The following is a 25,786-nucleotide window of genomic DNA, read 5'->3' as shown; positions in this document are numbered from 1 at the left end:
AAGCGCTCCATTACTACAGCTTATGGCGAGGGCGAAGTGTATAAATTCATTATACCAAATGCAAAGCAATTCCTAATCGTAAATCGTTTGTGGTTATGCCTTTATGGTTTAAAAAGCCTCATCTACATTAAAGTAGAAGCCGCTTTCACCGTCGCCAAAGCCCATGTCTAAGCGCAAGTTCACTCGGCTCTTTACTTCAAAGCGGTAGCCAAAGCCGGCGTTAGGCAGTATTTCTTGGCTGCTAAATTCATCCAATGTGGGGGCTACGGCGCCGGCACCTAGCCAAAACACTAAGCCGTGCCGTCTGGGTAAATCCCAGCGATACTCTATTTGGCTCATCATCATTTGTTTGTCACGATATCGGCCTGTGGTATAGCCACGTAAGGCCGAGCCTCCACCTACGGTAGAAAGCATGTGCCAAGGTACATCACCATAGCTAAAGCGGCTTTTATATTGCCAAGCAAGCACGCTATCTCGCGGGCCTAAGCGGTAATACTCGCTGTAATTAAAGCTAAGAGTTTGAAAGCTATCGTTGCTACCAATATGCGGGTGATACCAGCCAGCATCTAGTTGCAATAATCTTCCTTCATAGGGGTTACGTACCACGTCTCGGGTGTCGTAGTTCGCTTGGAGGGTAAGGCCCACGGCACTAGAGCTGGATTCAAGAATGCTGCTATCTACTTCGCTTTGAGATGGGTCGATCTCGCTGGCTTTCGCGTAGCTAAAGTCAAAGCCTGCGCCAATAAAGGCTGAGTCAGCCACGCGACCAAGTAACATAGGGCGTAACGAAAATTCCCGATGATTAAAATCAACCCGGTTATTGTCTTGATGGTTTTGCTGATATCCCACGCCGTAGAAAACATCGGGAGCATCGGCGATATCTGCATCAATATAAAGGCGCCACTGGTCTTCTTTGAAAAAGCTGCGGTTGTCGATGGTCATACCGATTGAGCCATTAATTGAAGCAAAGCCGTTAATCACCAAAGAAGAGGTTTGGCTTACTTGGTCGCTTTCATCAATTTGGTATAAACCAATGGCGGATATGCCCACCCCTAAAGACAGCTCTGGATTATAAAATGGCCCGGGCAGTACGCTAAAGTCGATGGCTTTACTGCTATCGTAACCGCCGTCGGCACCAAGCTTTTCTAGAATGTTATCGATAAAGCTGCCATCAGCTTGGCTTTGCTGCTGTTCGGCTAAATCTGCTGAAGCCAAGGCACCGCCACTTACAGCGGCAATAAAATAAACCAGTTTAATCATTTAATTGGCCGCCAATATGGGCTTGCAGCTCTAACTCATCTTGCAGCTGGTTATAGGCAGATATCGCTAAAAACTTGCGGTTGCTAAAACCGTTTTGCCAAAGGTGCTTGGGTATATGGCTAAAGCTTGCTTGGTACTTGGGGGCTACTTCTAGCCACTGTTGGGCAACGCCGCCCATATCGATGCCATGAACAATCGCGGGCAGCGAAAGTGGCATAGGGCTAGCTGTTTTGGTAAACAGCGGTTCAAGCAATGGCCAGTTAGCATCTTGCTGAGCAAGCTGCTCGGGCACTAAGTACGGATGCTGTTCTTTGCCTAAGCGATAATGGCGTTTTAGTAGCATAAACTTACTGGGCAGCGCTTGATTTGAATCCCACCAGTGGCCGTCTATAGCATCAAACATGGCATTAGTCTGCTGCTTTGATACTGGTTCCAATTGCGCAATAGACGCGCTTAACCATTGGCTCATGTGTTGGTTATAGAGCTCTCTGGTCATGCTTAGGTTGTTTACCACCAACGCTAAACCAATTTTTGCACCTAGCATGTTTGAGTAGAGATCTTCTGGCGAATAGGCCGATACTTCTTCAGACCATGGGCGCCAGCTACGGTAACCATGCCATTGGGCAATTTCGTGTGCTTCGGCCATTGAATACGCCATTCTCGCTGCTAATTGCGCGGCTAACTCCCAGCGTTGCTGGTGGCTTAAATGCTCAACCTTAAAGGCTTTAATGCGAATTTCTCTGGGGCCGATTTCCGCAAGTAGTTCAATGGTAAATGCTTGGCCTAACTGTGGGTAAATGCGCTGAAACAAGGCCACGGTGTTGTCGGCTGTATCGCGAACATGGGCTAAGTCGATAAAGCCACCACGTAAGGTATAAAGTTGGCCGTTGTTTTCGCCGCTGCGGCGACCCTTAGGCTCGCCACGTTGAAAGCTCCAGGTGCCCGCTTCATAGGCGTGTGGGCCAATTTCATCCAGCGATAAGGTATTGGCATAACGGAAAAAAGGTACCTGTACGCTGCCTACTTTAACCTTGTGGGCGTTGCCAAAAGCACAGCAAGGTCTTACGTCTTCTGGCATTCTGGCTAAGCTAAATTGTTGCGGAGTTTGTTGGCTAAGTAGCTGCAAATCAGGTTGCTCGCTTAGCGCACTTTGCACTGCTTCCGTTGTTGGTTGGTTGCGAGTTTGCCAATTATTGCTTGAACAGCCTGTTAATAGGGCGATTAAAGCTAACAAAGCCAGCGGGTTAATTAAGCGACCGTTGTGAGTTGTATTGGCAGTGCAAAGTTTGTTCATGGTTCTCATTCAATAAAAAGCGTTATTGCTTGGCTAACAGTGCTGGGATGTTCATTGCTAATGTTATGCGGGGCGTTTGGTATCACCATCATGGGGGCATCTAAATAGCGCGCCAATTGTTTGCCTTGCTGTAAGGGAAATACTCGATCGTTCTCTCCCCAAATAACCAGGGTAGGTGGCATCTTTTGTGGTTCTACTTGCGGGGAGAGTTGGTCTCGGTATTCGGGCAAGGTTTCTATTAATTGGCGTTTCTGAGCCTGCCATAGAGCAAAGTAGCGTTGATAAATTTGCTCATCGATAGCATGGGGCAGCGGTGGAAAATGACTAAATACGCCTTTTAGTAAATGGCGCATTTGCTGGCGATTTTCTGGTACAAAAATATCGGCTGGCTGCTCTCGCTCAAAACGCTGGCTAAGTTCAAGCAGCTCTTGGTCACTGATAAAGGTGCCTGGGCTAGAGAGTATTACCGCTTTTTTAATACCTGTTTGCTGGGCCATCATGTCGTAAGCGACTAGCCCCCCATAGGAGATGCCTACCAAGCTAAATTGCTCTACGCGTAATTGCGCCAAGAGTTGATTGACCGCTTCACGTTGGGTGCTAATGTTCGCGTCGCCTTGACTATAAGAGTCACCAAACCACGCTAAATCTGGGGCTATTACTCGATAGTGTTGGCTAAGTTCTAGCATCATTGGCAACCAGGTTGTGGTGGCTGTACCGCCAAAGCCATGCAGCAATACCAATGGCTCACCGTGGCCGCCCACCCAGTAACGCAGCTGACCGCCTTCAGCCAAACTGAGTTCACTTTCGGTAAACTGCGCATTTTGCAGTTGCTTGGCATCTAATTGCTCTTTAACCGCTAGGGCAGAACAGCCGCTTAGGCTTAACAGTAAAGCCAAGCCGAGCAACCAGCGGGGAAACACATTCTTTATGCTCATTAGAAGCGGTAGCCTAGACCAAGCATAAAGCTACTGCGTTTGCCAAAGCCTACTTCCAGCAAAGCATCTACATGCTCGGTAAGCGACATTTGTCCGCCCACTAAGGCATTCCACTTTTCTTCTAGGTGTTGTGTAACCACAAACTTACCGCCACTAGGCAGCGGTGGTGGAAGATTAATACCTATGTCGTTTAGGTTGCCGCTAAAGGTTTGCTCAACGTTTTGATACATCGCACCGCCCCAAACCTGAATATCACGCCCGCCCACTTCCCAGCGGTAACCTGCGCGTGGGGTGACCACAATGGTGCTGATTTCCCCGTCTAAAATATCGAGATCGGTATTGGTGTAGTTAACATCAAGCAAAGCAAACCAGTTCCCCACGCCGCCCACTATTGTTGTGCCTGCACCGTAGGTTATACCGCTAAAGTTTAAGCTAAAATCGAAGGGGTCTCCGATAGGCATGCCGGCGAGATCTACTTGAACATTGGCAACACTGCTGCCTTTGGTTTGCCCAAGTACCCCATATACATTCATGAAGGGTAAAACCCAAACATCTCCGCGCAGAGTAAGGGTTTCTGAGTCTTGAATAGCGTGGCTACCACTAACACCAACCAGATTGTCGATGGCGTTACCAAGGCCAGAAAAGGCCACGCTATCCACAATGAGTGGCTGCGACATGCTCATGTAGTTAATGCTAAAGCCATAAGGCTTTGGCAGTTTGTGGCCCAAATCGATGGCCTCTTGCGCCCAAATGGGGAAAAAAGCCTGGTATTGCTCACTGTCATCAGTGGGCTGCGGTGAGTTTTCTGCAAAGCTAAATAAGGGAGCCAATAGCATTAAAGCGCTAAATCCCGGCAGAAAATTAGGTAGTTTCATGTACGAACTTGTCTCAATTTTGCGTGTAAATAATTAAGCAACGATCGCCAATACCACCCCGCTTGCAAAGGCAGAGTGTCTACGTCCGTGTGGTTTGGAGGGCAGCGCTTAGAAGAGTTATTAAGAATGCGCTACATAGCCTGAGATGCGTTCAGGTTCAGTGCTTATAGTAATCGGGGTAATTTTATTTGAGTATCTGCTCTAAGGCAAGCAATTACTGTTATTAGTAGGCTTGCTTAAGTGGGAATGTTGGTGATACTTTCTAAGCTAATGCGCTACACCAAAAGGAGGTGGTATGAGCAGCAACTTAACCGATCATCGCCTTATTCAAGGTAGCCATGTATTTGAACGGCTTAATCAAGCGCGGGCAGTGTTACATAATAGCGTTAGCCTTGGCGAGCAGTTAGGTTTTGCCCGTTGGTCTAATCAAAATGACCGCACTTCTTATCATCGCCCAGAGCATCACACCTTAAGTGTTTACCTTGCTGGTGGTTATCAAACTAAGCGGCTAATTGGCTCAGAATTGGTGAGTGGCGGCGCTCCGGGGAAACTTTGTTTAATGCCTGCAGGCCATGAATCTCGTTGGCAAGTGGATGGCGATTTGGCCTTTGTGCACTTATATTTTAGCGATAAAGATCTAAGCCAAAGCATTGAGCAAATTTGGGATAAAAGTAGCACTGGTTTTGACGTGCAAGATCTTACATTTGCAGACGATCTCGCCGTAAGCAGCCTTATTCAGCAGTGGTTACTTAAGCTTAATTGGCAAGACGATGCCGACCGTTTAGCTTTGGACCAACTTAGCCAACTGCTGCTTGGTCATATAAGCAAACACTACCTAACTAAACAGTTAACTGAACCAACCTTAAGTGGTGGACTTGCGCCATTTCAGCTTGCCCGTTGCCAAGAGTTTATAGAGGCGCATTTAGCCGACAAACTTAGCTTGAATCAATTAGCCCAGTTGGTGGATTTAAGTGACTATCACTTTGCCCGTATGTTTAAACAAAGCAGCGGGTTAAGCCCTCATCAATACCTAAGTAAGCGCCGTATCGAGCGGGCTAAAAGCTTATTGCTTACAGGCGAATTAAGTTTGGCAGAAGTGGCTTATCAAACCGGGTTTTCCTCCCAAGCCCATTTTAGTGCTCGCTTTAAGCAACTAACTGGCAACAGCCCAGCCAGCTTTCGAAATAAAAGCTAGCAGGGCTGCTAAATAATCACCGGAAAGTCTTGTTCTGGGTGGCGCATTATCTCGGCTTGGTAATCAAATACATGCTTAATGTTGGCTTGATTAAGTACTTTTTCTGGCGTTCCGTCACTGCAAATTTCACCGTCTTTTAACAACAAAATGCGCTGGCAGTAACGAGAGGCAAGGTTTAAGTCGTGCACCACGCTAATGACTGTAGCGCCTTGCTGGCTGAGCTTTTCTGCGTGTTCCATTAGCACTTGCTGGTGACTTAAGTCTAAGGCGCTGGTCGGCTCATCTAACAATAAAATCTGCTGCTCGATGGGCGTGGTGGCTAGCTGCGCAGTCACTCGTGCATAATGCACGCGTTGTTTTTCACCGCCAGAAAGCTGCGGGTAGGGGGTATCTTTGTAGTGCCAAATATCCATCAACTTAAGCTGTTGCTTAATAATTACCTGTTGATCTTGATAACTTAAGCGGCTGTTAATTAAGCCCAAACCAACCACTTCGCTTACGCTAAAGGCAAAGCTTAATTCCGAGCTTTGCGGCAATACGGCTAAATGACGACTTAATTGGGGCTTATCCCATTCGCTGCGCGGCTTAGCTAAAATTTGGATGTCGCCGGCTTGTTGTTGGCGATCTCCACAAATAAGTTTTAGTAGCGAGCTCTTACCAGCACCGTTCGCACCCAATAATGCAGTGTGTTGGCCAGCGGCAAAGCTTAATGAAAGTTGCTTAAAAAGCTGCTTATTGCCTAGCGAAAAATCTAAGCCTTGCAGTTGAATACTGTTTGATAAAGACGACATAGAAACCCTAAGCAATTCGCTGGCGCTGTTGTAACAGCAAGAAGATGAAAAACGGTGCGCCAACCAAGGCTGTAACAATGCCAACAGGCAGCTCGGCAGGGCTTATCACTAAGCGAGAAAGCAAATCAGCCAGTAACAATAAGGCTGCGCCCAATAATGCGCTATAAGGAATTAAGCGTTGATGATTAGGCCCTAGCAGCATGCGAATTAAGTGCGGAACTACCAAGCCTACAAAACCAATTAGACCAGATACCGATACCGCTATGCCTACGCCAAGCGCAGTAAAGAAAATTAATTGGCTTTTAAGCTTTTGAACTTGAATACCCAAGTGGCCAGCTTCGGCTTCGCCTAACAGCAAAGCATTTAAGGCTTGGGCTTTGCGCATAAATACCACTAGCAAAATAGCTAAAGTGACAAAGGCTAATACTATGTTGCTCCAGGTGGCGCCAGCTAACGACCCCATTTGCCACAAGCTTAAATCACGTAGCATTTGGTCATTGGCTAAATAGCTTAGTAAGCCAATGCCCGCGCCAGATAATGCGCCAACAGCAATACCGGCTAATAGCATCATTACTACCGAAGTACCGTTAGGTGTGGTGCCTAAACGATATACCAATACCGTTGTTACAAAGCCGCCAATAAAGGCGAACAGTGGCACCGCTAAAGCGCTAATAAATTCAGGCAGTTGCCAGTTCACCAAGCCCAGCAATACAATCGCAATGGCTGCACCAGCTGCACTACCGCTAGACACACCAATAATGCCGGGGTCGGCCAGCGGGTTGCGAAATAGCCCTTGCATTACCGCGCCACACATTGCCAATATTGCGCCAACCGCAATACATAATAAGGTGCGGGGTAAACGAATACCGGTAACCACCAATTGATAATGCGCCGGTGCGTCGCTTTCAAAGTTAAAGGGCAGCAAGGCACTTAAGGCATCACTCACCGGAATACTCATTGGCCCTTGGGTGACAGACAACAGCGCGGTGGCTAACAATACCAGCAGAGCCACGGGCAGCAGCCATCCTGAAAACAATGCATTGGGGTTAGCCGAATGCTGAGAAAATAGAGACATTAATACAACCTAGTAATTACAATGGCGAAGGCTTGAGCCTTCGCCAGTAAGGGGTTAACGATTTACTGCAAGCGTTGGCTTAGGCGCACCGCTTCATCTATGCTTGCCAAGCCTAAGCCACCAATAAGTGCATGTCCATCAATCGCATAAATTGCCTTGGTTTTTCCAGCAGGGGTCGCAGCTAATACCGGAAAACTGCTTAACACACCTTGTACACCACCTAATTTATCTAAGCTGCGTTGGCTAAACAGCAAGAGCTCTGGTTGCATAGAAAGTATCGCTTCATCTGATAGCGGCTTATAGCTGTTTAAATGTGGTTTGGCCAGGTTTACCGCACCTGCTAGCTCCATAATGCTATTGGCAGTTGTATCGCTGCCCGCTGTGAGTAGTTTTTTCGCATCGTGGCTCATAAAAAACAGAGTATTCATTGGCTTGGCCGATTGTGAATATTCGTCTAGCTGAGTTAGCTGTTGTTTTAGCTTTTGATGCAACTCCGTGGCTTTGGCTGGGTGACCCAGTAGTTTGGCTAGGGCATCAATACGCTGTTCAAGGCTGGCAACTGTAGATTGGCTATTTAATCGGTGGATCTGCACGCCAGCTTGCTGCAGCTGATTAAGGCTGCTGTCGGGGCCCATTTCATCACTGCCAATTACTGCGTCGGGCGCAAGAGCTAACAAACCTTCGGCGCTAAGTTGGCGATGGTAGCCCACTACAGGCAGCGAAAGGTTACTGGGTAACTGGCTGGTAGAATCTACCGCAACAATCTGTTGCTCGGCATCTAAGGCAATTATGATTTCAGTGATGTTAGCGCCAGCGCTTACTACGCGTTTTAGTGGTTCAGCTTGCAGCGCTGTGCTGGCAATAAGGCTTAGCCCTAAACAGGCAGAAAACAGCGGGGAGAGATGGCGCTTAATCATTGTTCTTATCCATGAGTATTTGGGTGGTTTTAATATCTAGCTGTTGCAACAGCTCTAACATTTTTAATAGGTGTTCAACGGGCACTTGGCGCTCGCTAGCTAAGCTCACGCTGGGATCGCTTTGCTGACTAGTTTGTTGTTTTATGGCTTGTTCAAAGTCGGCAAACGTTTGATAACGCTGCTCATCCAAGCCCCAAATAGGGTTATCTTGAAACAAACTAAGCTGCAGCTCGGCAGGTTCACTGGCTACGCTGCTTTGCTCTTGGCTGGTGCTGGGTAAATCCATATCCATTTGGTAAACCCGGCTATTAGCGGTGAGTAGCAAAAACACCAATACAATAAAAATAATATCGAGTAGGGCGGTTAAGTCGGGCACCATGCTAAAACTATTATGCTGTTGTTCGATGCGGATCATGCTGGCGCGTGCTCTAACTCTTTAGTCTTCGCTTCAGGCTGAAATGCCGCCAAGGTGCGAGCATCATCGGCGAGAGTGTTCACCCCTTCAATCATTAGATTTGCTTGATTAATAGTGGTTTCTAACTCATGAATAATCCGGTCTTTCCAAAGGCTTAAGCCATGAGCAAAAGCCAGTGCTGGCACTGTAACTAATAGGCCTGCGGCAGTGGTATACATGGCCGTGCCTAAACCTTGCGATAACATGGCGGGGTTAACGGCTTGCTCGCTTACTGCCAGCGCATCAAACATTTCTATTAAGCCGAGTACCGTGCCTAGCAAGCCCAACAAAGGGCTAATTAAGGCCAGTATGTGTAAGGCTTTTAAACCTCTAGCCAGTTTTTGCTGCTGTTGGCGTAGCCATACTGCGGCGATTTCTTCACGTAGGTTCTTAGCTTGATCTTTATGTACTAATAACAAGCAAATGGCTTTGCGCGCCAAACTGCGAGATTGCGAAAAGCACTGCTTTTGATTTTTGCAGGGGGCTTTTTTACTGGTAAGTAAATGGGTGGCAAGTTTAAGCCAGTTGCGTTGGTGAATAGCAATGTGAGTAAAGGCTAAACTGGCGATGCGCTCAATGATGATGGCGCAGGCCAATACCGAGCAAAGTACAATTGGCCAGCGTAAGTCGCCCAATTGCTCCGACGTTAAAATGTTGCTTAGCGCACCAAGCTGTTCAGAAGATATTATTTGCATAAACTTAACTCAAATTGAAACGAATAGGGATAAGCGCGCGCGAAGCTTGAGCTTGGCCATCTACAATCAGGCCCTTAAACTGCCAGCGCTTCACCGCCTTTAATGCCGCTTTGTCCAAGCTTTTTACGCCCGAACTACTGTTTATTTCACGTTTAGTTTGTCGACCTGTTGGGTCTAACCAAACTTCTACCATTACTGTGCCTTCTAAACCGCGTTTTTTAGCCACCCGTGGATACACTGGCGCAGTAGGTGGTTGAGCAAAGCGAGGCTGGGTATTAATGCGCGGCAATTTAGACAAACCTTGCTCGGTTTGCGCCTGACTATTAACTTGGCTAGCACTTGCTTGAGCGGTGTCTAACTCTTCAACAGGCTCGCGCTTAGGATCAGGCTTTGCTGCGGGTTTAAGGGGTTCTGTAGGCGTCTTTTTAACTTGCTCCGGCTGCGGCGGTTTATGCTGGGCAAGTTGATTTTGCTCTCTAGGTTTAGGGGGCTGTTTTTCACTCGGTGTGTCCTTTACTACAGGTTTTACTTCCGCTGTTTTTTGCTCAACTGGGCGAGGTGTAGGCGTGTTTGTTAGCGCCTTTGGGCTTGCCGGCTCTGGTTTTGATAAGGGCTTAACTGGTGGCGGAGTCTCAGCGGGCAGGGCCTTTTCTAAAGGTGCTTCAGCTTGTTCTGCTGCCACCACCGAGGTATTTATAGCCACAACACTTAAACTTGGCGCTGCCGTTTGGCCGCCACTGCTTTGTGTCATCTCTTTGATGTTGGGCTGCATATACATAAAGTAGCCATGTATAGCCGCTGAAATTAGCACGGCCAAACTAAGCTTCCCCATCTTTTACCCTTACACCATTAACTCGACATTGGGCCTAGGATACTGGCAAATAAAAAATAAGTAAATACAAATGATAATGATTTGCATTTGGTTTGTTGCTAGGTTAAGGTGGCAAACAGTTAAGCAGTTTGGCCTATTGTCCAAACAAGCCGCTAATAGCAAGCAAGATAGGAGAGTTAAATGGCCTTAACGCCAGCCGAAGTAGTAGAGCAGCACAGCGAATTAAGTGTGGCTCAATTGGCAGAAAAAGCGCAATGCAGCGAAGCAGAAATTGTACAACTTCTGCCGGAAGAATGGGCCTGTTGGTTACCTAACGAGCAGCTGCAATGGCTAATGTACGACCTCCCAAGTTGGGGACCAATGACCACCATCATTCAAGTGGCTGGTTCAGTATTTGAAATAAAAGATAACTTTCCTTGTGGTAAACCAGGCCACGGTTATTACAATTTAATGGATAAGCAAAGCCATTTACATGGCCATTTAAAGTTAGACAACATTGCTAGCATTGCCTTAATTAGTAAGCCCTTGCGCGGCACCCAAAGTTACTGTTTTCAGTTCTTTGATGATAATGGCAGCACTATATTTAAGATTTATTTAGGGCGAGATCGCAAACGCGTATTGTTGCCAGAACAAGTAGAACGCTTTGAATTGCTAAAGCAAAACATGGCACTAACGGAACTAGAGAACCAACAGTAATGATTGATAAAAAAGCACGCTTGGCATCGCGCCTAGGGCCCGAAATAGCAGAGTTTGTAGCTAGCAAGCAGAGTATTTTGATTGCCTCGCTGGGGGAAGATGAATTCCCACATAGCTCGTACTCGCCATTTATTTGTTACCAAGGGGCGTTTTACATTTTAATTAGCGATATTTCCAAGCATGCCGATTACTTGCGCGCTCACAACAAAGCCGCTGTAATGTTAATTGACGACGAAGCCGATACTAAGCAAATTTATGCCCGTAAACGCCTAAGTTACGACGTTGTTGCCAAGCAAGTAGACGACGAACCGCGCGAAAAAGTGATTGATTTACTCGAACAACGCCACGGCGAAATTGTTGGCAACTTACGCCAACTAGCCGACTTTAGCCTGTTTGCTTTAGAACCGATTAAAGGACGTTATGTAAAAGGATTTGGTCAAGCCTTTGATATTAAAGGCCTAGACGATGTCGATTTTGTGCACTTGAAGGAAGGGCATAAAAAGCGGGCTTAATTGCCCGTGGGTTTTACACCCGTTGGGGCTTAGCTGCCCTTGTACGTAAGTACTCTCTCCACACTCAGCGAAAGCTGAAACCTTGGGTCTTATTAGACTGTAGCTGCACTAGTATTGGTGCAGCTTTTTTTATGCCTTGATGTTTGAGTCACCCAAGCTAGACATACTTAGTATTAACGCCCGGCGCAGCGGCGAACAAAGCGTAGCTTTGTGAGTCCAGGCCCGTAGGGCCGAGGCTGCCGCCGCTTGTTAGGTGATTTCAATAGTGTTTTGCACATAGATAACAGTTTAATAATGCCTTATTTGAGCAGCCTTTTTGTAAGCACTCTTTATCTGATAAACCACCTTTCTCACGAATTTTTAACGCCTCTATTGCCTCTTGGTAATCATGAGTTAAGAATTCTTCTGTATCTTTTAGCTTGAATGCTCGACGAGGAAGCTTGTTCATTATTTCCTCATGCTCAACAGACCATATCTGCTTGCAGAATTTACAGATATAGAGTTGCCGCCATTCCTTAGCATCTACCTCTATAAGCTCGAAATTCCTGACGAACTCCAGCTCACTTGGTTCAGCGTAACAAGTGCTTGAAAGATTGCTGCAGCTACAGGACATATAAACACTTAACGCCGCAATAAGCGGACTAAAATTGTGGGTTCTAGTGTGTAGCAAAGCGAAATCTAACCCACTATTTTAGTTCCGTTTTAATTGCCTGTTAGGTGCTTTGCACATATTTAGATTTTCTCCAGAAAGTGGCAAACTCGATTAATTGCTCTCGACTCACTGATAAATACTCTGACCAGTATTTCTCGCACCTGTGCGGGTAGTTAATTAAATTACAAAAACAAAAACTAATAAGCTCAGAAACATGCACATCTGAGATATTTACGTTTGGCCACTGTTTAGATATTTTCTGAACCTCCTCTGGTGGAAAACCCAACAAAGTCTCATATTCCCAATATGGGTTATCTTTAGCTCCTTCATCTACAAAGAAAGGTCCATAGCCTGATGCGCTTAGGCACTCACCAATAATATTTTCGAGATCTTTAGAAATATCAAACTCTTCAATTTTTTCAGGAGGACTAATCCAAGGGCGGTAAGAACAAAAATCACAGTCAGAATTCCAACAGCAATATTTACCTCCCGACATACCAAGATCATCAGAACACTTAGGACATTTATAAATTTCATTCATATCTTTGATTAGCTTTGTTATACGTCTTTACATTGTTGCATCATATACTTCTTGACCTAAAGCCAAGGAAAGTTTCGCACAAATTTGTGTCATCCAACCTACCCAAAAATCATGACTTACATTACCAGTAAAAAGAAAACCACTTGGTTCAAATGAAACCGAAATAAATTTTTCTTCACCTTCTGAACCATACCAATATGGAAAGTTCAGGCCTTCTAGCCACCCATCCATACTTCGATAAACTTCAGAAATTTTTTCCCATTGTTCGTCGGTTAAATTTTGAGGGATATTTAGTGTAATTGATTGTTCCATTTCGATCCTGACGTATAACGCCCAAATAACGGGCAAGTGCAGCGGCTCCGCCGTGTCGTGGCACTTGTCCCCGCGAGGAGCGCAGCGACGAGTGCTCGGTTGATTTGCTTGTTAGATGGCAGCACAACCAGGTGTTTGCGCATCACCAGAAGAACCAAATAATGCCCTGCGAAAACGTGTGCTTTAGCGAGTAGGTTCATTGGGCCATTCGCTTTCTTCAACACCCCACTTCTCATGGGCTTCTTCTTTCGCAAGTTCTTCGGTGTCTTGCAATGAGTCGTGGATACAACAGCCACCTTCATAAACATACAAGTAGCACCCGACCTCGGGTAAATCGTGTTCGATAACTAGTTTTTTGCTACCTGATACCAGCTCAAGTCTCTTTGTCACTTACGCCTCAGTCTTTTCTGCCTTCTAAAAGCTTATTAATAGGAAAAATTCCTTGTTTAAACAAGGAATTTTTCCTTATATCATACATTTGATAAAACTCAGACGATCACATTTTCTAAGCTAAATCAGCGACCTAGCTCGAAAAATAACAAAAATATCAGCACAAAAGCATGCAAGCCTTTGTGGAAAGAAGGAATCACAATTTACATGTGTATAACCACAGTGCTTTGTTCACACGACTAGAAAAACGAAAGGTACATGGGTTTATTAAGGGTAGTTATGAGGAAGCAGTATCACTATTGGGGTTAAAGCGAGTTAGGTATCAGAGATCCACTTCTACGTTACTACTGATGGATGCCAACACATATAGCAAGCCTTTCCGGCAGTATAGCTTTGTCAGCCAATCAAAGAGTAACTCGCATGAAAGTATGGCCAATTTTGCTTTTAAGCTATCATGCCAAAGTACAAACCAAGTCACTCCACCTAAGGAATCAAGATGATCTTTACTACTACAGAATCAATAGCCGGAAAACCTACTCGCGAAGTATTAGGTGTGGTGACTGGCAGTGTGGTGCAGTCTAAACACATTGGGCGCGATATTATGGCGGGCTTTAAAAGCATTGTGGGCGGCGAGATCCGTGGTTACACCGAGATGCTAAGCGAAGCACGTGACGTGGCGATTCAACGCATGGTTGAGAGTGCCAAAAACAAAGGTGCTGACGCTGTGGTGGGGATCCGTTTTACTACCAGTGCAATTATGGACGGTTCTTCAGAAATTATGGTGTTTGGCACTGCCGTTAAGTTAAGCCAATAAAGGCCGAGGGCTTGGCCTTTACTGGTTTTTTATTTACGAGTTAAACACTGCCACTTTTGTCGGGAGTCTGGCTACATCGCGGCGAGTAAATACCCCCAGCAAAGTAGGAATAATCACCAAGGTAACGCCTGTGGCAAACAGCTCGCCAAACACTAAAGATACTGCGGCTGGTTTTAGGTATTGCGCTTGTTCGGCGCTTTCTAACAATAAAGGGAGCAGGCCACACACGGTGGTGATGGTGGTTAAAAATATTGCGCGTAAGCGGCTAGTGCCGGCTTTAATTAATGCTTGTTTTAAGGGCATGCCAGCGCGGTAATATTGGTTGAAGCGGGTAATTAGCACCAGTGAATCGTTAATCACGATACCGGTCATGGCCATCATGCCAAACATCGACAAAATGCTTAAGGGTAAGTCCATGATGCCGTGGCCAAATATGGCGCCAGCAAAACCAAAAGGGATAACCGCCATAATGATGAGCGGCTGCCAATAAGACTTTAAAGGCACCGCCAACAAAATGTAGATTAACAGCAGGGTCATGATCATGGCCGATTTAAAACCTGCTTGTACCTCGCCTAGTTCTTCAAACTCGCCATCGGGGTTTATGCTTACCCCTGGGTAGCGTTGTTCAATGTCTTTGATAATAGGTTGTAGCTTGGCTAGCACCTCTTCGGGTGATTGAACGCCGCGGTCTTGGCGCCAGTACAGGTTAACCACTTGCTCTTGATTGCGTCGATAGAGCACTTCTGCGTGTTGCTCAAAACGCAGCTTAGCCACGTCGCCCAGCATTAATGATTCGCCGTTTTCTAAAAAAATCGGCGTGGCGAGAAGCTGTTGAGTAGTGGTTTTTTGGCTGTGGTTATAACGCACGATAACTTTGGTTTCTTGGCCTTGTTGCAACAAACGGTGGATTTCGCGCTCGCCAAAGGCGCCGCCAGCAAACAGTGCTAGTTGTCGTTGAGTTAAGCCTAGCTGGCGGCCAAAGTCGTTTAGCTCTATACGCAATTGCTGGCTACCGCCACGTGCATCGTGGCGCACATCTTGCGCGCCAGCTAGGCGACTAACGTGTTCGCTTAGTGTGGTAGCGGCTAATACTGCAAGTTGGCGATCTTCTGCGCTAATGGCTAGGCTGGTGCCGCCCGCTGGTTCATCGTCGGCGGTAAACTCACTGGAGTAAGCGCCTTCTATGCTGCCGTTCAGTTCGCGCCACTGATTAAGTAATAAGTTGTTTGGCAAGTTGCTAAGCGCTTCATTACTAATTTCTAAGGTGGCTTCTATCGAGCCGTAACCGTCTGACCAAATGAGTAGGTTGCTAATGGGCTGTTGCTGTAACTGATATTGCTCTTGAACTTGCTGGTTTAGTTGCAGCGCGCTTTGTTCTAACTTAAACAAGGTTTTTTGTTGTAGAGGCAGTGGAGCGCCGTCTTCCAAACTTACGTTGGCACTTATATAACGGCCGGGAATTTCTGGGAAAATAGCACTACGAATAAGCCCTGTAGACCAAAAGCCGTAAGCTAAAAGCACTAAGGCAAAAAAGCTAATAAGGGTAGCGGTTTTGTTATCAATGGCTTTGCTCAATATGGGGCTATAGATTTTTTGGCTAAAGCGATTGAGCCCAGCTTGAGCCAGCTGTTGTACTCGGCGAAACCACGATGCCGATTGCTTATTGGCTGTTGAGGGGTAGCGAATTGCCGCTAAATGGGCCGGCAAAATCAATTTACTTTCGATTAGGGAAAAGATCAGGGCAAAAACAACTACCGCTGAAAAACTAGCGAGTAATTTGGCTAGCTCGTTATCTATCCATAACATCGGCGAAAATGCAGCAATGGTGGTAAGTGCGCCAAATACCGTAGCAACAGAGACCGACTCTAAGCCGCGCCAGGTAGCCTTTAGTGCTTGCTTACTTTTACTGCGTTGTTCGTGAATGCTTTCGCCCACCACTACGGCGTCGTCGACTAAAATTCCTAATACCAAAATAATGCCGAATAGGGTGATGTCGTTAATGCTGTAATTCATAAAACCCATGGCGGCAAAGGTACCTGCGATAGCAACTGGAATGCCCATGGCTACCCAAACTGCCACTTTTAGCTCTAAGAATATGCCCAGCAGAATTAACACAATCAGCAAACCTTGCCAGGCGTTGTCGGCTAATCGGCTGAGTTGGTCCTCAATATAGGGCGCCATGTCGGCCATGGTGGATAGGCTTACATCATTAGGTAAACGCTCTGCTTGTTGGCCAAGTACTTGTTTAACCGCTTGGCTTACTTCGAGTAAGTTGTCTTGTTGGCTGGTGCTAATGAGTAGGGCAATGGCAGACTCGCCGTTATTACGCACAATTGAACCGCTGGCTTCGTAATCGCGATAAACATGGGCTAAATCACCCAGTGTTACGCTGCCGGTTGGGCTAGATAAAATGCCTAGCTGCTTGAGCTCTTGCAGGTTGTCGGCGTAGCCATCGCCGCGCAACACCATGCGGCCGCGGGCGCTTTTTAGTTCACCGCTGCGGGTTTCTATCGACATTTGTTCAATGCGTGCCGACAGTTCTTCTAAGCTCAGCCGGTAGTTTTTAAGCTGCTCTAATTTTGGCTCAATAACAATTAGGGGCATACGCGCCCCCCAATTGCTAACTTTGGCTATTTTGGGGTGCTTCTTCAGGGCTAGCTCTACTTGGCGAGCAATCGGCTGAAATTGTTGGTCGGGCCGAGGGGCGGAGATAATCACAAATGCCGCAAGGTTGGTGTATTCATCACGGCTTATTTGCGGGCTTTCTGCCTGTACTGGAAAGTTAGCAATGGCATTTACCCGATTGCGAACATCTTCTATTAAACGGTTTAAATCGGTACCAGAGGTTTTGCGTACTCTTACTTGAGAAAAACCGGCTGAAGATTCGCTCACTATTTGTTTAATACCAGTTAAATCACCAATGGCTTGTTCGATACGCTGGGTAACGCTTTGGTCAATTTGTTCGGCGGTTCCACCGGGATAGGCAACACTAATAACCAAACTCGACGGCGCAATTTGCGGAAAGGACTCAACCCTTAAATGGTTTAGCGAGAGCATACCCGCCACAATAATTGCCAGCATAAGGAGGTTTGCCGCGACGCTATTATGCAAAAACCAATGGCTTAGCTGTCTCATAATTGGCTCTCCTGCACAAGGTTTGGCTTAACGCGTAACCCCGGTAGTAATGAGGGCAAGGGATAAACGACTACGCTGCGAGTTTGCTCCGGCTGATTGACAAACTTTAGCCATACTGTGCTTTCGTTCTCATCCAAAATAGTTACTTGCTCAAGCTGTAATTGTTGTTTGCTGTCGATGGTCCATACTTCGCCATCTTTGGTTAATGCGCTCATTGGTAGTTTGGCCACCTCAGATTGCACACTTAAACTGACTTGAATGTTTACTTGCTGCTCGGGCAATAGCCGAGGTTTGCTTTGATAGGGCTTAGCCACACTTAACACCACTTGCCGTTGGCGAGTGGTGGTGTCTACTTGTGGCGCAATATAACGCACGCTGGCGGGCCAAGTTTTATTTTGGCGGTCGATAACGGTAATTTGTGGCTCGGCTAAACTGGCTTGAATCCGTGACCAGTGCAGCTCTGACACTGGCAAGGTAATGTCGATGCTTTCGCTTGAGGCTATATCAAACAGCGGATCGCCCACATCTAATTGCTGCTTAGGGCTAACGTAGCTATTAATGATGATGGCGTTAAACGGCGCGTCTACTTGGCTATCGTGCAGGCGTTGCTGAATACTTTGGTAGCTGCCTTTGGCTTGGGCCAGCTCTGCTTTGGCTGCCGCCAATTGAGGTTCACGTCGAGCAAAGGCCGAACTGGCTGTACTAGACAACATACTAAGCGCTACGGTTTGTTCGTGCTTTTCTCGCTGGTAGTTAAGTTCGGCTAGCTTTATTTGGCTTAAGGCAGCGCTAAGTTCGGCTTGCAAATGAATGGGATCGACTTTAAGCAAAAGTTGTTGTTTAGAGACTAAACTGCCGGGGGTTAACTGCTCATCAAAGTTAATAATTTGGCCACTGCTTTGGGCTTTAAGTTGGTTAAACCAACGGGCTTTGCTAATGCCGCTTAATAACAGTTTGGGCTGATAATTAGTGGGGCTTACCACTAACGCGCTAAGAGGCAGATAATCGACCTTCGCGGGCGCATCTTCTATTGCTTGCGGCTCTAAAATTACAATGGTGGCTAACGAAAGTACTAATAAGCCTATCGCCATTAAGATGGGTTTAATCGCCAGTTTTTTCACAAAAGCTCCTTGGCATCTATTGTTGAAACGGGGCTTAATCGCTTAATGATTTACAATGCACAAAGTATAAAATTGCTCGCGGTAAGTACTGTCGCGACTTACTGGCGATTTTGTATTTTTGGAATTGACATACACTGACAAAGGCATCTGGATGGAATTGTTCAAAGGTTGTTTCTGTGCAAGTACAGCGGTGTGTGTTTGCGCCATTGTGCGGCCTAGCTGAGTTGTTGCTCTAGGGTAAATAGGCCAAATAGGGTATGTTGGAAAGCGCCTGTTTGTTTGAGTAAGTACTTGTAAGTGAGTACTTGCAAGTGGATGAGCGGTTTAGTCAAAGTTTTGTGTTAAGGAGAGGGAATGTCGAATACCAAGCAATTGTCTTTGTTTGTTGATGTTGTGCAACAAGGCTCATTTGTTAAAGCTGCTGCCTTGCACAATATGGATAATTCTTTGCTCTCTAAGCAGATTAAAAAGCTAGAAACTGAACTTGGCGTGCAGCTACTTAATCGCTCTACCCGTTCCTTTGCCTTAACTCCAGCTGGTGAAGAGATTTTCGATAAAGCCTTGCAGTTGTTAGATACCTTGGGCGACATTCAGATTATTGCTGACTCTTACCAACTGGAGCCTAAGGGCACCTTAAGAATTGTCGCGCCAATATTTTTTGGCCAGCAATACTTACAACCCGTGGTCTCGCAGTTTATGAAGCAATACCCACAGGTAAAAATTAGCATGGTATTGGAAGATCGCCGCTCAGACATAATTGCCGACCATTATGATTTAGCATTTCGCATTGGTAAGTTAAATGCGTCTAACTTGATTGCAAAAAAGTTAGCGAATACTCACTTTGCTTTGGTTGCTTCTAAAAGCTTTGTTAAGCAGCAAGGTATGCCCGAAACACCAGAACAATTATTGGCGTTACCCGCGGTTGTGTATAGCAATGGCGAGCGGGTGCTCGATCATATCAAGCTGGGTGAAACCCCACATGGTGAACCCAACCAAAGCTATCGCATGCGTGGCAATTATAAAGTGAGTGATGTACGAGCCTTAATGGGCGCGGTGTGTGATGGTTTAGGCTACAGCATGATTGACTTGTTTAATCTTGAGTGTTCAGCAGAGCAGCTTGGCTTAGTGCCACTGCTTACCAACTACCAAATTTCTACCATGGATACTGGCATTTATGCGGTGTATCCACATCGCAAGCAAACGGTGTTAGTGAAAGAGTTTATAGGTGCTGTACAGCAATATATTGGTACTCCACCATTTTGGCTTGAGCACTTACCCAACTACCAACAGCTATATAAATAAGCCAAACTATCTCACCAGAAACATGAAGCTAGATTAAGTACTGGCCTGCAGAGTTATGGTCACTTACTTATCCCAAGATTAGGTTAGATAGCAATAAAAAAGAGCAAGCATTGTTGCTTACTCTTTGATAGATAACGCCGGTTACTTATTTAACTAAACCGATACTTTAAAGCGACTAAGTTGTTGGTTTAATTGTTCCGCTTTCTCTATTGCTAATTGTGCTGCAGCTAAAGAGTCACTAGAGTTTTCCAAGTTAATGCGGGTTTTATCGGCTAGCTCTGTAAGGTTGCGGTCAATGTCTTCGGTTACATGGCTTTGCTCTTCGGTTGAGGTGGCGGTTGAGACCGAAACCTCGCTCACCTTAGAGGTAGACTCTAAGATCTGATTAAGCGCTTCTAAGGTTTGTCCGGCTAAATCAACGGTGCCTTCGGCAACTGTGGAGCCTTTATTAATAGCATCTACTGCTTGGGTTACGCCGCTTTGTAGCGCTTCAATCATTTTTTGAATATCTTCGGTAGATTGTTGCGTTTTACTAGCAAGGCTTCTTACTTCATCGGCTACCACGGCAAATCCGCGGCCTTGTTCGCCAGCGCGGGCTGCTTCAATGGCGGCGTTTAAGGCGAGTAAGTTAGTTTGCTCGGCAATCCCGCGAATAACATCTAATACTGAGGCGATGCGGTCGGAGTCTTGCGATAAGTTCTCTACTACATTGGCGGCTTCTTGAACAGTGTTTGAGAGTAAACTAATGTGTTCCACCGATTCTTTGGTAACGTTTTGTCCTTGCTCGGTTTGGCTATTCACTGTGTTGATTTCTTCGGCAGCGTGGTTGGCATTATTGGCCACTTCTCTAATGGCTGCTGCCATTTGTGTCACCGCTGTGGCAATCATTTCTACCGATTGGTTTTGCTCTTTACTTACTTCGGTTGTTTGCTCTGATTTCTGTGCAATGCCAGCGATAGACTGGTTAAGCTCCGCCGAGAATTTGTTTACATTGCCAATTAAGCCTTCTAGCAAATCTACAAATTGGTTAAAGCTGGTGGCTAGCTCGCCTATTTCATCATTACGTTGTACTTCTAGGCGTTGAGTTAAGTCGCCATCGCCTTGAGAAATGTCATTAATTCGGGCGGTAATGCGAGTAATTGAATCAACTAGAATTTTAGGTCCAAAGTAAGCCAACAAAATAGACAGCACTACAGCAATGCTCGCCACAACTGCGAGCATACTGAGTTGACTGGTCACGTCGGCAGAAGACTCCTGCTCAATATCATCGGCCAGTTTTTCGGCGGCTTCAGTCGCGATATCGTAGAGCTCTCGCAGGCTTTCAAAACTTTGCACACTTTGGTTTGCACTTAACTCAATGGCTTGTTTTCTTTTGCCGCTTTTAACCAAGGCAAATACTTCGGTACTCGGTTTTTTCCATTGATTAAATCTTTGTTCAAAGCTTTGTAAGCTTTGGGTGGCTTCGGGGTAGTCGCTTAACAGTTCTTTAAATTTTTGCATGCGTTGATGCGCTTGCTCAGCATTTTCCTGGTAATCATCCATTAAGCCGGCTAGCGCTGAGCTTGGAGCTTCTAGTGCTTCTAGTTCGGCCACTCTGGCTTGGTAAAGGTCTCGATCGGCATTTAGTACCGCAGCCAGAGCGGGTAAGATGTTTTCTTCTACGGTGAGTAAACTGCTATAGGTACTTTTACCAACATTGAAACCAATCAGCGATACCAAAATCAATAACATTGCATTGACTGCAAAAATTACCGAATACTTAAATCTCAAGCTCTTAACATTCATCGTTACCGTCCGTATTAAACAACTTACTGATAATTAACTTATATAAAACAAAGCGATATAAGCTTAGTTATAATCCTTAATTGTAGGCAAGCAATGCTAATTTTGTATAAATGTTAATTATTTTTAGTTTTTGAGTGAGAGCTTAAAAATCTCTATCTTTTTCTCGCTAGTAGGTCATACATAATGACTAGGGGTTAGTAGGATGTTTAGCTAAGCAATCCTCCGTAAAGCGCTTAATGCTTTTTATTGGTCAGCAGTTCTTGCATAGTCAAGGGTAAATACCCGCGTAATCGCTGGCTAATTGTGTCTTGATGCTTCTGCCAGAGAATACCTAGGTAGACCATCGCTAATCCAATCAGCGTTAGCGAAATTGGAAATAGCCAACTGTCTTTAAATACTTGATCGGCAAGGTGGTAAAAATAGTAAAAGCAGCCCATGGCAGCAAAAACTACAAATACGCGGCGGGCCAGAATAACCCCAGCCAGCATCATGGCTAGGTTAGTGAGAAAGTACAAAAACTTTGCCCACTCACTATTGGATTGTTGAAAGCTTAGGCCACACCAAAATGTGAGTACGCCAAAGATATATAACCAAAACGCGAAATCGGCGCTGTGACGACTGCGTAGATCAACCCAAAAGGCCAGCAAAATCATGGCTAAACCAAAATATAGTGAAACTAAACTTCGCAAGTGAAAATCGGGTCGTTCACCAGCTAACATGGCGGCGATGTCCATGCTCATATACCAAAGGGTAACGGCCAACGGCATTAACATAAATGGATAACGGTAGCGCCAGCATAGAATTAAACCAACAATTAGGGTGGCGATTTCCATATATAGCCAATGCCATTGAACATAGCGGTGATAGTCGTGATATTGGCTAGAGCTAGGCCACCAACCCATCGCTTGTTGCAAGCCATATACCGCCAAAGGTGTAAGGCAAATAACAAAAGTGGCAGATAAGCCGGCAGGAATAATATGGCCTTGCCGTTTAAAACGTTGACAAAGAAGTAATGCCAACACCGCATATACTAGGCTAATGCTAACGATGCCCCAGCCTCCAAAACCTTCCCACGCTAAGTTCATAAACAGGGTCATAGCGCCAATGGCGATTAATCCACCAAAGTAATAAAGTAAATGACTAAAGTTGAATTGAGCCGTAGTGCTTGATGGCAACTCTAAGAAGCTGAGCAAGTTTTCTGCTTGTTGCTGGCTGATGATATTAGCGTCAACGGCTTGTTGTAATTTACACGGGGTAATTTGAGTCATTAGTGAGTCCTATTACGAGATTTCATCAGCTTGCCATTGTTTTCTGAGGAAAACTAAGTCATTTGTCAAAAATATCTACCCTAGGCTAACTTGACAGATAAGCCTTGCTGTCGCTTTACTTACTTATCCCAAATGTGACGGACATAATTAGCCTATGGCACTTAAGTTTATGATAGCCATAATTATTTTTAGCTGTAGCAGCTGTTTGAGCGCAAAGCATTCAGGCGAGTTCTATCGTTTTTATGCCTTGAATTCTAAACCTGCTGGTTTTAAAGAAAGCGGTGAGCCGAAAGGCTATTATGTCGATATACTTAAACTGGTTGCTCAGCGCTTAAAGTTAGATGATGTCGAAGTGAATGTGGTTCCTTATCCACGAATTGTAAATGAGCTGCTGCATAACGAACAAGGAGTGGTTATTTCTTGCTTGTTTCCTAACAAAAAGTTTGACCAATCGATTCACCAGCCAATTGCTGTAGCCAGTTTTCAAACGGCAGTGGTTAGCCTTGCGGATAAGCCATTTACCTGGGATAACTTTGAGGGTAAAAGGGTGGCCTCGTTAAGAGGGGCTAGCAAGGTTTATGGGTTAAGGTTGTATGATGCAGCAGAGCAGGGACAAGTGACTATATTGTCGGCGCAAACATACTCACAGGCGCTTAAGCTGTTAGAAGCAGGGAGAATAGATGGCTTTGCGGGTAATCTTGGGATCATTTCGAATCTAGCACAAGAGATGCAAATAGAGCTTGCTCAGCCTGCTTATTTAACGTCTACGAAATCATACATCACTATTTCTATCGCCCCGAATACCGACAATGCTGAGCAAATTTTGCAAGACATTGAACTGAGCGTACAACAGCTTCTCGAGAGTGGCGAAATTCAAGATATTGTAGAGAGTTACCTACCTAAAGCGATTCAAGAACGCTAGCACTAAGCCCTATATTCTAGTGCTTGCATCGATTTAAAACCCGCCCCTTACTTTTAGCTTGTGGCATAGCGACTACACTTAAATGACATTTGCATGATAGTGATAGCGGGGATGGCTTATGACGCGAGCTTGCTTATGGATAACACTGAGCTATTGCAGCTTAAGTTCAGCTTTAGTCGCTGAAGAGTTATGGGTGGGTAAAGTGTGTCCAGTTACCTACCAACAGCAAACACTAGGCGTATTGGTCTTTTCTGAAGCTTGGTATCACAGCAGTCGCCAGCAAGCGTCCTATATTCCGCGAGATAACGCCACTGGTGTCGGGCTAGAAATCCACCTATTTGCCAATCGCTTAGGCGAGTTAGAGTTAGCCAACCAAGCCCAGTGTAACCAATATCGCATGTTGCAAATTCGCACCACCAATCGACGTTTATTAGGCGATGAACGCAGGGCTCAAATTGATGCGCCAGCAAGCTTTGTTGAGCCTTTTTATGACGCTCCTCCTCTGGAACATGGCAGTGGGGTGCATCAAACGCCTGCCGATACCAGTGATAAACCTTGGAGTGAGCCTCCTTCCAGGGCTTCGACCTTGGCGATATACGATACGCCGTTTGTCTCTGATGCTTTGGGTAAAGAGGGGCAAGATATAATGGTGGAGTTTGAAACCTGCGTAGTGTGCCAACGAGACCAAAGCTACGACACCATTTTGTCTTGTGGCCGCTGGGGTTATAGCCGCGAATATTTAGACGAAAATACCGGCTGGGCCGAGCCTGAATTTCATGGCACCGAATGCTTAAATAGCCCTAGTCCTCACTATCAAGAAACAGTGAGTTTGTCTGAAGAGTTTCCTTATAGTTATTGGCTAGATTGGCGTTAAGTTAAATCGGGGTATTTACGTTTGTAGCGTGGCAGCATGCTTTGATTACCCAATAAACCACCTTGGTGAATATATAAGGTTGGGGTTTCATCCGTTTGTTCTTCAAGAAAGCGCATTAAACATTGCCAGCCAATAGGGTCGTAGAGAAGCTCAAACTCAAGCTTGGTTTGCTGCTTAAGCGCTAGCCAAGTTTGGTAGTGTTCGCGATATAACTTACCAAAGTGATACTTCTTGGTACGCGGTAGAATAATTGGGTGAGTGGCGGTATTACTATTAAGTTGGGTAAATTGCAGGCTTAGGTAGTCTTCATCTCCTACACAGGCGCAGCTATACACTTTTATGCAGGGATTCATTTGGCTAAAGTATTCACTCAAAAATAAGGCCGTGGTGCCGGTGCCGGCTGGCAGCATTATGTTTAAACGGCCAATTTGGTTTTGATGCTGCCACTGTTCAATTTCTTCCGCTAGTGTAACCACCCCTTCGCGTGCATATTCACAGCGACCACCTTCAGGGACAAATAGTTGTTGCGGCGATAAGCTTGGCTTAACAATGGTTTGCATAAAGCTGTCTAAGTTAGCCTGCTGCTGACGATGTAAACTACTTACCTCAATGATCCGTGCGCCTAGCTCTAGCGCTGCTTGATAGTTGCCACAAGGATTTTGTTTTAGCCAGCTGGGGATATGGTCAACGTAGAACTCGCATTTCCATTGCTTAAGTTGTGCTAATGCAGCTAAAGAATACAGCGAGTTAGCTTGCGCAGATCCACTTCCTACTAGTGTGCTTACGCCCGGTTGCGGGTGATTTAATAAGTGGTAGAACTTACGTGCTTTGTTGCCAGAAAACTGCGGGTGCAGCAAATCATCTCGCTTTACGTAGATTTTCTTACGCTGAAAATGTACCAACTGTACCGGAGATGGTTTAAACAACAGGCAACCAAATGTGATGAGTCTGTGGTGATTAGTTTACGTTGACTTGATTCAGTGGCAAAGCAATTTAATGATTGTGCGCCAACAACTTGGGCGACTGCTTATTATTTCATTCAATTGTGAAAATTTGGTGACAAAGAATAATGAGCAAAAAGATCTATCATAATTTTTTGCGATCCTCTTGAGATCTTACGCGCAGCCCAGCGTTGGCGC

At 45.6% G+C, this 25,786-nt stretch carries 26 protein-coding genes; 7 read left to right on the top strand and 19 right to left on the bottom strand.

Annotated elements, in window-relative coordinates; genetic code table 11:
- Positions 1-108: 108 nt before the first annotated feature.
- The 4 genes from K5620_RS16190 to K5620_RS16175 are packed head-to-tail and all read right to left on the bottom strand — an operon-like array spanning position 109 to position 4,364.
- Positions 109-1,260 (bottom strand): BamA/TamA family outer membrane protein, encoded by a 1,152-nt coding sequence (locus K5620_RS16190; RefSeq protein ID WP_016403002.1) that lies wholly within the window; start codon positions 1,258-1,260, stop codon positions 109-111.
- Entirely contained in the window at positions 1,253-2,554 is a 1,302-nt protein-coding gene (locus tag K5620_RS16185) for a DUF4056 domain-containing protein (RefSeq protein WP_016403001.1), read from the bottom strand. Before K5620_RS16185 ends, K5620_RS16190 begins: the two co-directional genes overlap by 8 nt.
- A gap of 5 nt (positions 2,555-2,559) precedes the next feature.
- Positions 2,560-3,489, bottom strand: a complete 930-nt coding sequence (locus tag K5620_RS16180; RefSeq protein ID WP_016403000.1) for an alpha/beta fold hydrolase — start codon at positions 3,487-3,489, stop codon at positions 2,560-2,562.
- Positions 3,489-4,364: a hypothetical protein gene (locus tag K5620_RS16175; protein WP_016402999.1), complete on the bottom strand. Its 876-nt coding sequence runs from the start codon at positions 4,362-4,364 to the stop codon at positions 3,489-3,491. Before K5620_RS16175 ends, K5620_RS16180 begins: the two co-directional genes overlap by 1 nt.
- Before the next feature lie 295 nt (positions 4,365-4,659).
- On the opposite strand from K5620_RS16175, the gene K5620_RS16170 reads away from it, so the two are divergent.
- Entirely contained in the window at positions 4,660-5,559 is a 900-nt protein-coding gene (locus tag K5620_RS16170) for an AraC family transcriptional regulator (RefSeq protein WP_016402998.1), read from the top strand.
- Positions 5,560-5,567: 8 nt separating this feature from the next.
- On the opposite strand, the gene K5620_RS16165 is transcribed toward K5620_RS16170, so the two are convergent.
- The 6 genes from K5620_RS16165 to K5620_RS16140 all read right to left on the bottom strand — a co-directional run bounded on the left by K5620_RS16165 (position 5,568) and on the right by K5620_RS16140 (position 10,323).
- Complete coding sequence (locus K5620_RS16165; protein WP_016402997.1) at positions 5,568-6,350, bottom strand: heme ABC transporter ATP-binding protein; 783 nt, start codon at positions 6,348-6,350, stop codon at positions 5,568-5,570.
- A gap of 7 nt (positions 6,351-6,357) precedes the next feature.
- Positions 6,358-7,425, bottom strand: a complete 1,068-nt coding sequence (locus K5620_RS16160; RefSeq protein WP_016402996.1) for a FecCD family ABC transporter permease — start codon at positions 7,423-7,425, stop codon at positions 6,358-6,360.
- Positions 7,426-7,487: 62 nt separating this feature from the next.
- Positions 7,488-8,342 (bottom strand): heme/hemin ABC transporter substrate-binding protein, encoded by an 855-nt coding sequence (locus K5620_RS16155; protein ID WP_016402995.1) that lies wholly within the window; start codon positions 8,340-8,342, stop codon positions 7,488-7,490.
- Complete coding sequence (locus K5620_RS16150; RefSeq protein ID WP_016402994.1) at positions 8,335-8,757, bottom strand: ExbD/TolR family protein; 423 nt, start codon at positions 8,755-8,757, stop codon at positions 8,335-8,337. Before K5620_RS16150 ends, K5620_RS16155 begins: the two co-directional genes overlap by 8 nt.
- Entirely contained in the window at positions 8,754-9,491 is a 738-nt protein-coding gene (locus K5620_RS16145; RefSeq protein ID WP_016402993.1) for a MotA/TolQ/ExbB proton channel family protein, read from the bottom strand. Before K5620_RS16145 ends, K5620_RS16150 begins: the two co-directional genes overlap by 4 nt.
- Before the next feature lie 4 nt (positions 9,492-9,495).
- Entirely contained in the window at positions 9,496-10,323 is an 828-nt protein-coding gene (locus tag K5620_RS16140; protein ID WP_051147649.1) for an energy transducer TonB, read from the bottom strand.
- 180 nt (positions 10,324-10,503) lie between these two features.
- On the opposite strand from K5620_RS16140, the gene hutX reads away from it, so the two are divergent.
- Positions 10,504-11,019 carry a heme utilization cystosolic carrier protein HutX gene (hutX, locus tag K5620_RS16135; protein ID WP_016402991.1) on the top strand — a complete coding sequence of 172 codons (516 nt, stop codon included), beginning with the start codon at positions 10,504-10,506 and terminating at the stop codon, positions 11,017-11,019.
- A complete protein-coding gene (locus tag K5620_RS16130) occupies positions 11,019-11,531 on the top strand; it encodes a pyridoxamine 5'-phosphate oxidase family protein (RefSeq protein ID WP_016402990.1) in 513 nt (170 codons plus the stop codon). The genes hutX and K5620_RS16130 overlap by 1 nt, the downstream gene beginning before the upstream one ends.
- A gap of 259 nt (positions 11,532-11,790) precedes the next feature.
- Here K5620_RS16130 and K5620_RS16125 read toward each other — a convergent pair whose 3' ends face one another.
- The 4 genes from K5620_RS16125 to K5620_RS16110 all read right to left on the bottom strand — a co-directional run bounded on the left by K5620_RS16125 (position 11,791) and on the right by K5620_RS16110 (position 13,426).
- Positions 11,791-11,979: a hypothetical protein gene (locus K5620_RS16125; RefSeq protein WP_016402989.1), complete on the bottom strand. Its 189-nt coding sequence runs from the start codon at positions 11,977-11,979 to the stop codon at positions 11,791-11,793.
- Positions 11,980-12,244: 265 nt separating this feature from the next.
- Positions 12,245-12,724, bottom strand: coding sequence for a hypothetical protein (locus K5620_RS16120; RefSeq protein WP_040307455.1), 480 nt, complete (start codon positions 12,722-12,724; stop codon positions 12,245-12,247).
- Between the two features lie 27 nt (positions 12,725-12,751).
- Positions 12,752-13,036: a hypothetical protein gene (locus tag K5620_RS16115; RefSeq protein WP_016402987.1), complete on the bottom strand. Its 285-nt coding sequence runs from the start codon at positions 13,034-13,036 to the stop codon at positions 12,752-12,754.
- 183 nt (positions 13,037-13,219) lie between these two features.
- Positions 13,220-13,426 (bottom strand): hypothetical protein, encoded by a 207-nt coding sequence (locus K5620_RS16110; RefSeq protein WP_040307454.1) that lies wholly within the window; start codon positions 13,424-13,426, stop codon positions 13,220-13,222.
- Between the two features lie 496 nt (positions 13,427-13,922).
- Between K5620_RS16110 and K5620_RS16105 the strand changes: the two genes are divergently transcribed.
- Positions 13,923-14,240 (top strand): heavy metal-binding domain-containing protein, encoded by a 318-nt coding sequence (locus K5620_RS16105; protein ID WP_016402985.1) that lies wholly within the window; start codon positions 13,923-13,925, stop codon positions 14,238-14,240.
- Between the two features lie 33 nt (positions 14,241-14,273).
- Here K5620_RS16105 and K5620_RS16100 read toward each other — a convergent pair whose 3' ends face one another.
- Both K5620_RS16100 and K5620_RS16095 read right to left on the bottom strand, forming a co-directional pair.
- On the bottom strand, positions 14,274-17,375 hold the full coding sequence (locus K5620_RS16100; protein ID WP_016402984.1) for an efflux RND transporter permease subunit: 3,102 nt from the start codon (positions 17,373-17,375) through the stop codon (positions 14,274-14,276).
- Positions 17,372-18,496: an efflux RND transporter periplasmic adaptor subunit gene (locus tag K5620_RS16095; protein WP_016402983.1), complete on the bottom strand. Its 1,125-nt coding sequence runs from the start codon at positions 18,494-18,496 to the stop codon at positions 17,372-17,374. The genes K5620_RS16100 and K5620_RS16095 overlap by 4 nt, the downstream gene beginning before the upstream one ends.
- Before the next feature lie 354 nt (positions 18,497-18,850).
- Between K5620_RS16095 and K5620_RS16090 the strand changes: the two genes are divergently transcribed.
- Entirely contained in the window at positions 18,851-19,798 is a 948-nt protein-coding gene (locus K5620_RS16090; RefSeq protein ID WP_016402981.1) for a LysR family transcriptional regulator, read from the top strand.
- A 153-nt stretch (positions 19,799-19,951) separates the two neighbouring features.
- Here the strand turns inward: K5620_RS16090 and K5620_RS16085 are convergent, their stop codons facing one another.
- Together K5620_RS16085 and K5620_RS16080 are read right to left on the bottom strand one after the other, a co-directional pair.
- Positions 19,952-21,583, bottom strand: a complete 1,632-nt coding sequence (locus K5620_RS16085; protein ID WP_016402980.1) for a methyl-accepting chemotaxis protein — start codon at positions 21,581-21,583, stop codon at positions 19,952-19,954.
- 233 nt (positions 21,584-21,816) lie between these two features.
- Positions 21,817-22,851 (bottom strand): hypothetical protein, encoded by a 1,035-nt coding sequence (locus K5620_RS16080; RefSeq protein WP_016402979.1) that lies wholly within the window; start codon positions 22,849-22,851, stop codon positions 21,817-21,819.
- Between the two features lie 205 nt (positions 22,852-23,056).
- On the opposite strand from K5620_RS16080, the gene K5620_RS16075 reads away from it, so the two are divergent.
- Both K5620_RS16075 and K5620_RS16070 read left to right on the top strand, forming a co-directional pair.
- Positions 23,057-23,773: a substrate-binding periplasmic protein gene (locus K5620_RS16075; RefSeq protein WP_215426461.1), complete on the top strand. Its 717-nt coding sequence runs from the start codon at positions 23,057-23,059 to the stop codon at positions 23,771-23,773.
- Between the two features lie 118 nt (positions 23,774-23,891).
- Positions 23,892-24,647, top strand: coding sequence for a hypothetical protein (locus K5620_RS16070; protein WP_016402977.1), 756 nt, complete (start codon positions 23,892-23,894; stop codon positions 24,645-24,647).
- On the opposite strand, the gene K5620_RS16065 is transcribed toward K5620_RS16070, so the two are convergent.
- The gene (locus tag K5620_RS16065) at positions 24,644-25,573 is read right to left on the bottom strand and encodes a pyridoxal-phosphate dependent enzyme (protein WP_016402976.1); all 930 of its coding nucleotides are present in this window, start codon (positions 25,571-25,573) and stop codon (positions 24,644-24,646) included. The two genes, K5620_RS16070 and K5620_RS16065, sit on opposite strands and share 4 nt — an antisense overlap.
- Positions 25,574-25,786: the final 213 nt, after the last annotated feature.

This window comes from Agarivorans albus (genome assembly GCF_019670105.1).
Taxonomy (GTDB): domain Bacteria; phylum Pseudomonadota; class Gammaproteobacteria; order Enterobacterales; family Celerinatantimonadaceae; genus Agarivorans; species Agarivorans albus.
The sequence above is the reverse complement of the archived record's forward strand: the minus strand, read 5'-3'. Positions and strand labels throughout refer to the sequence as shown.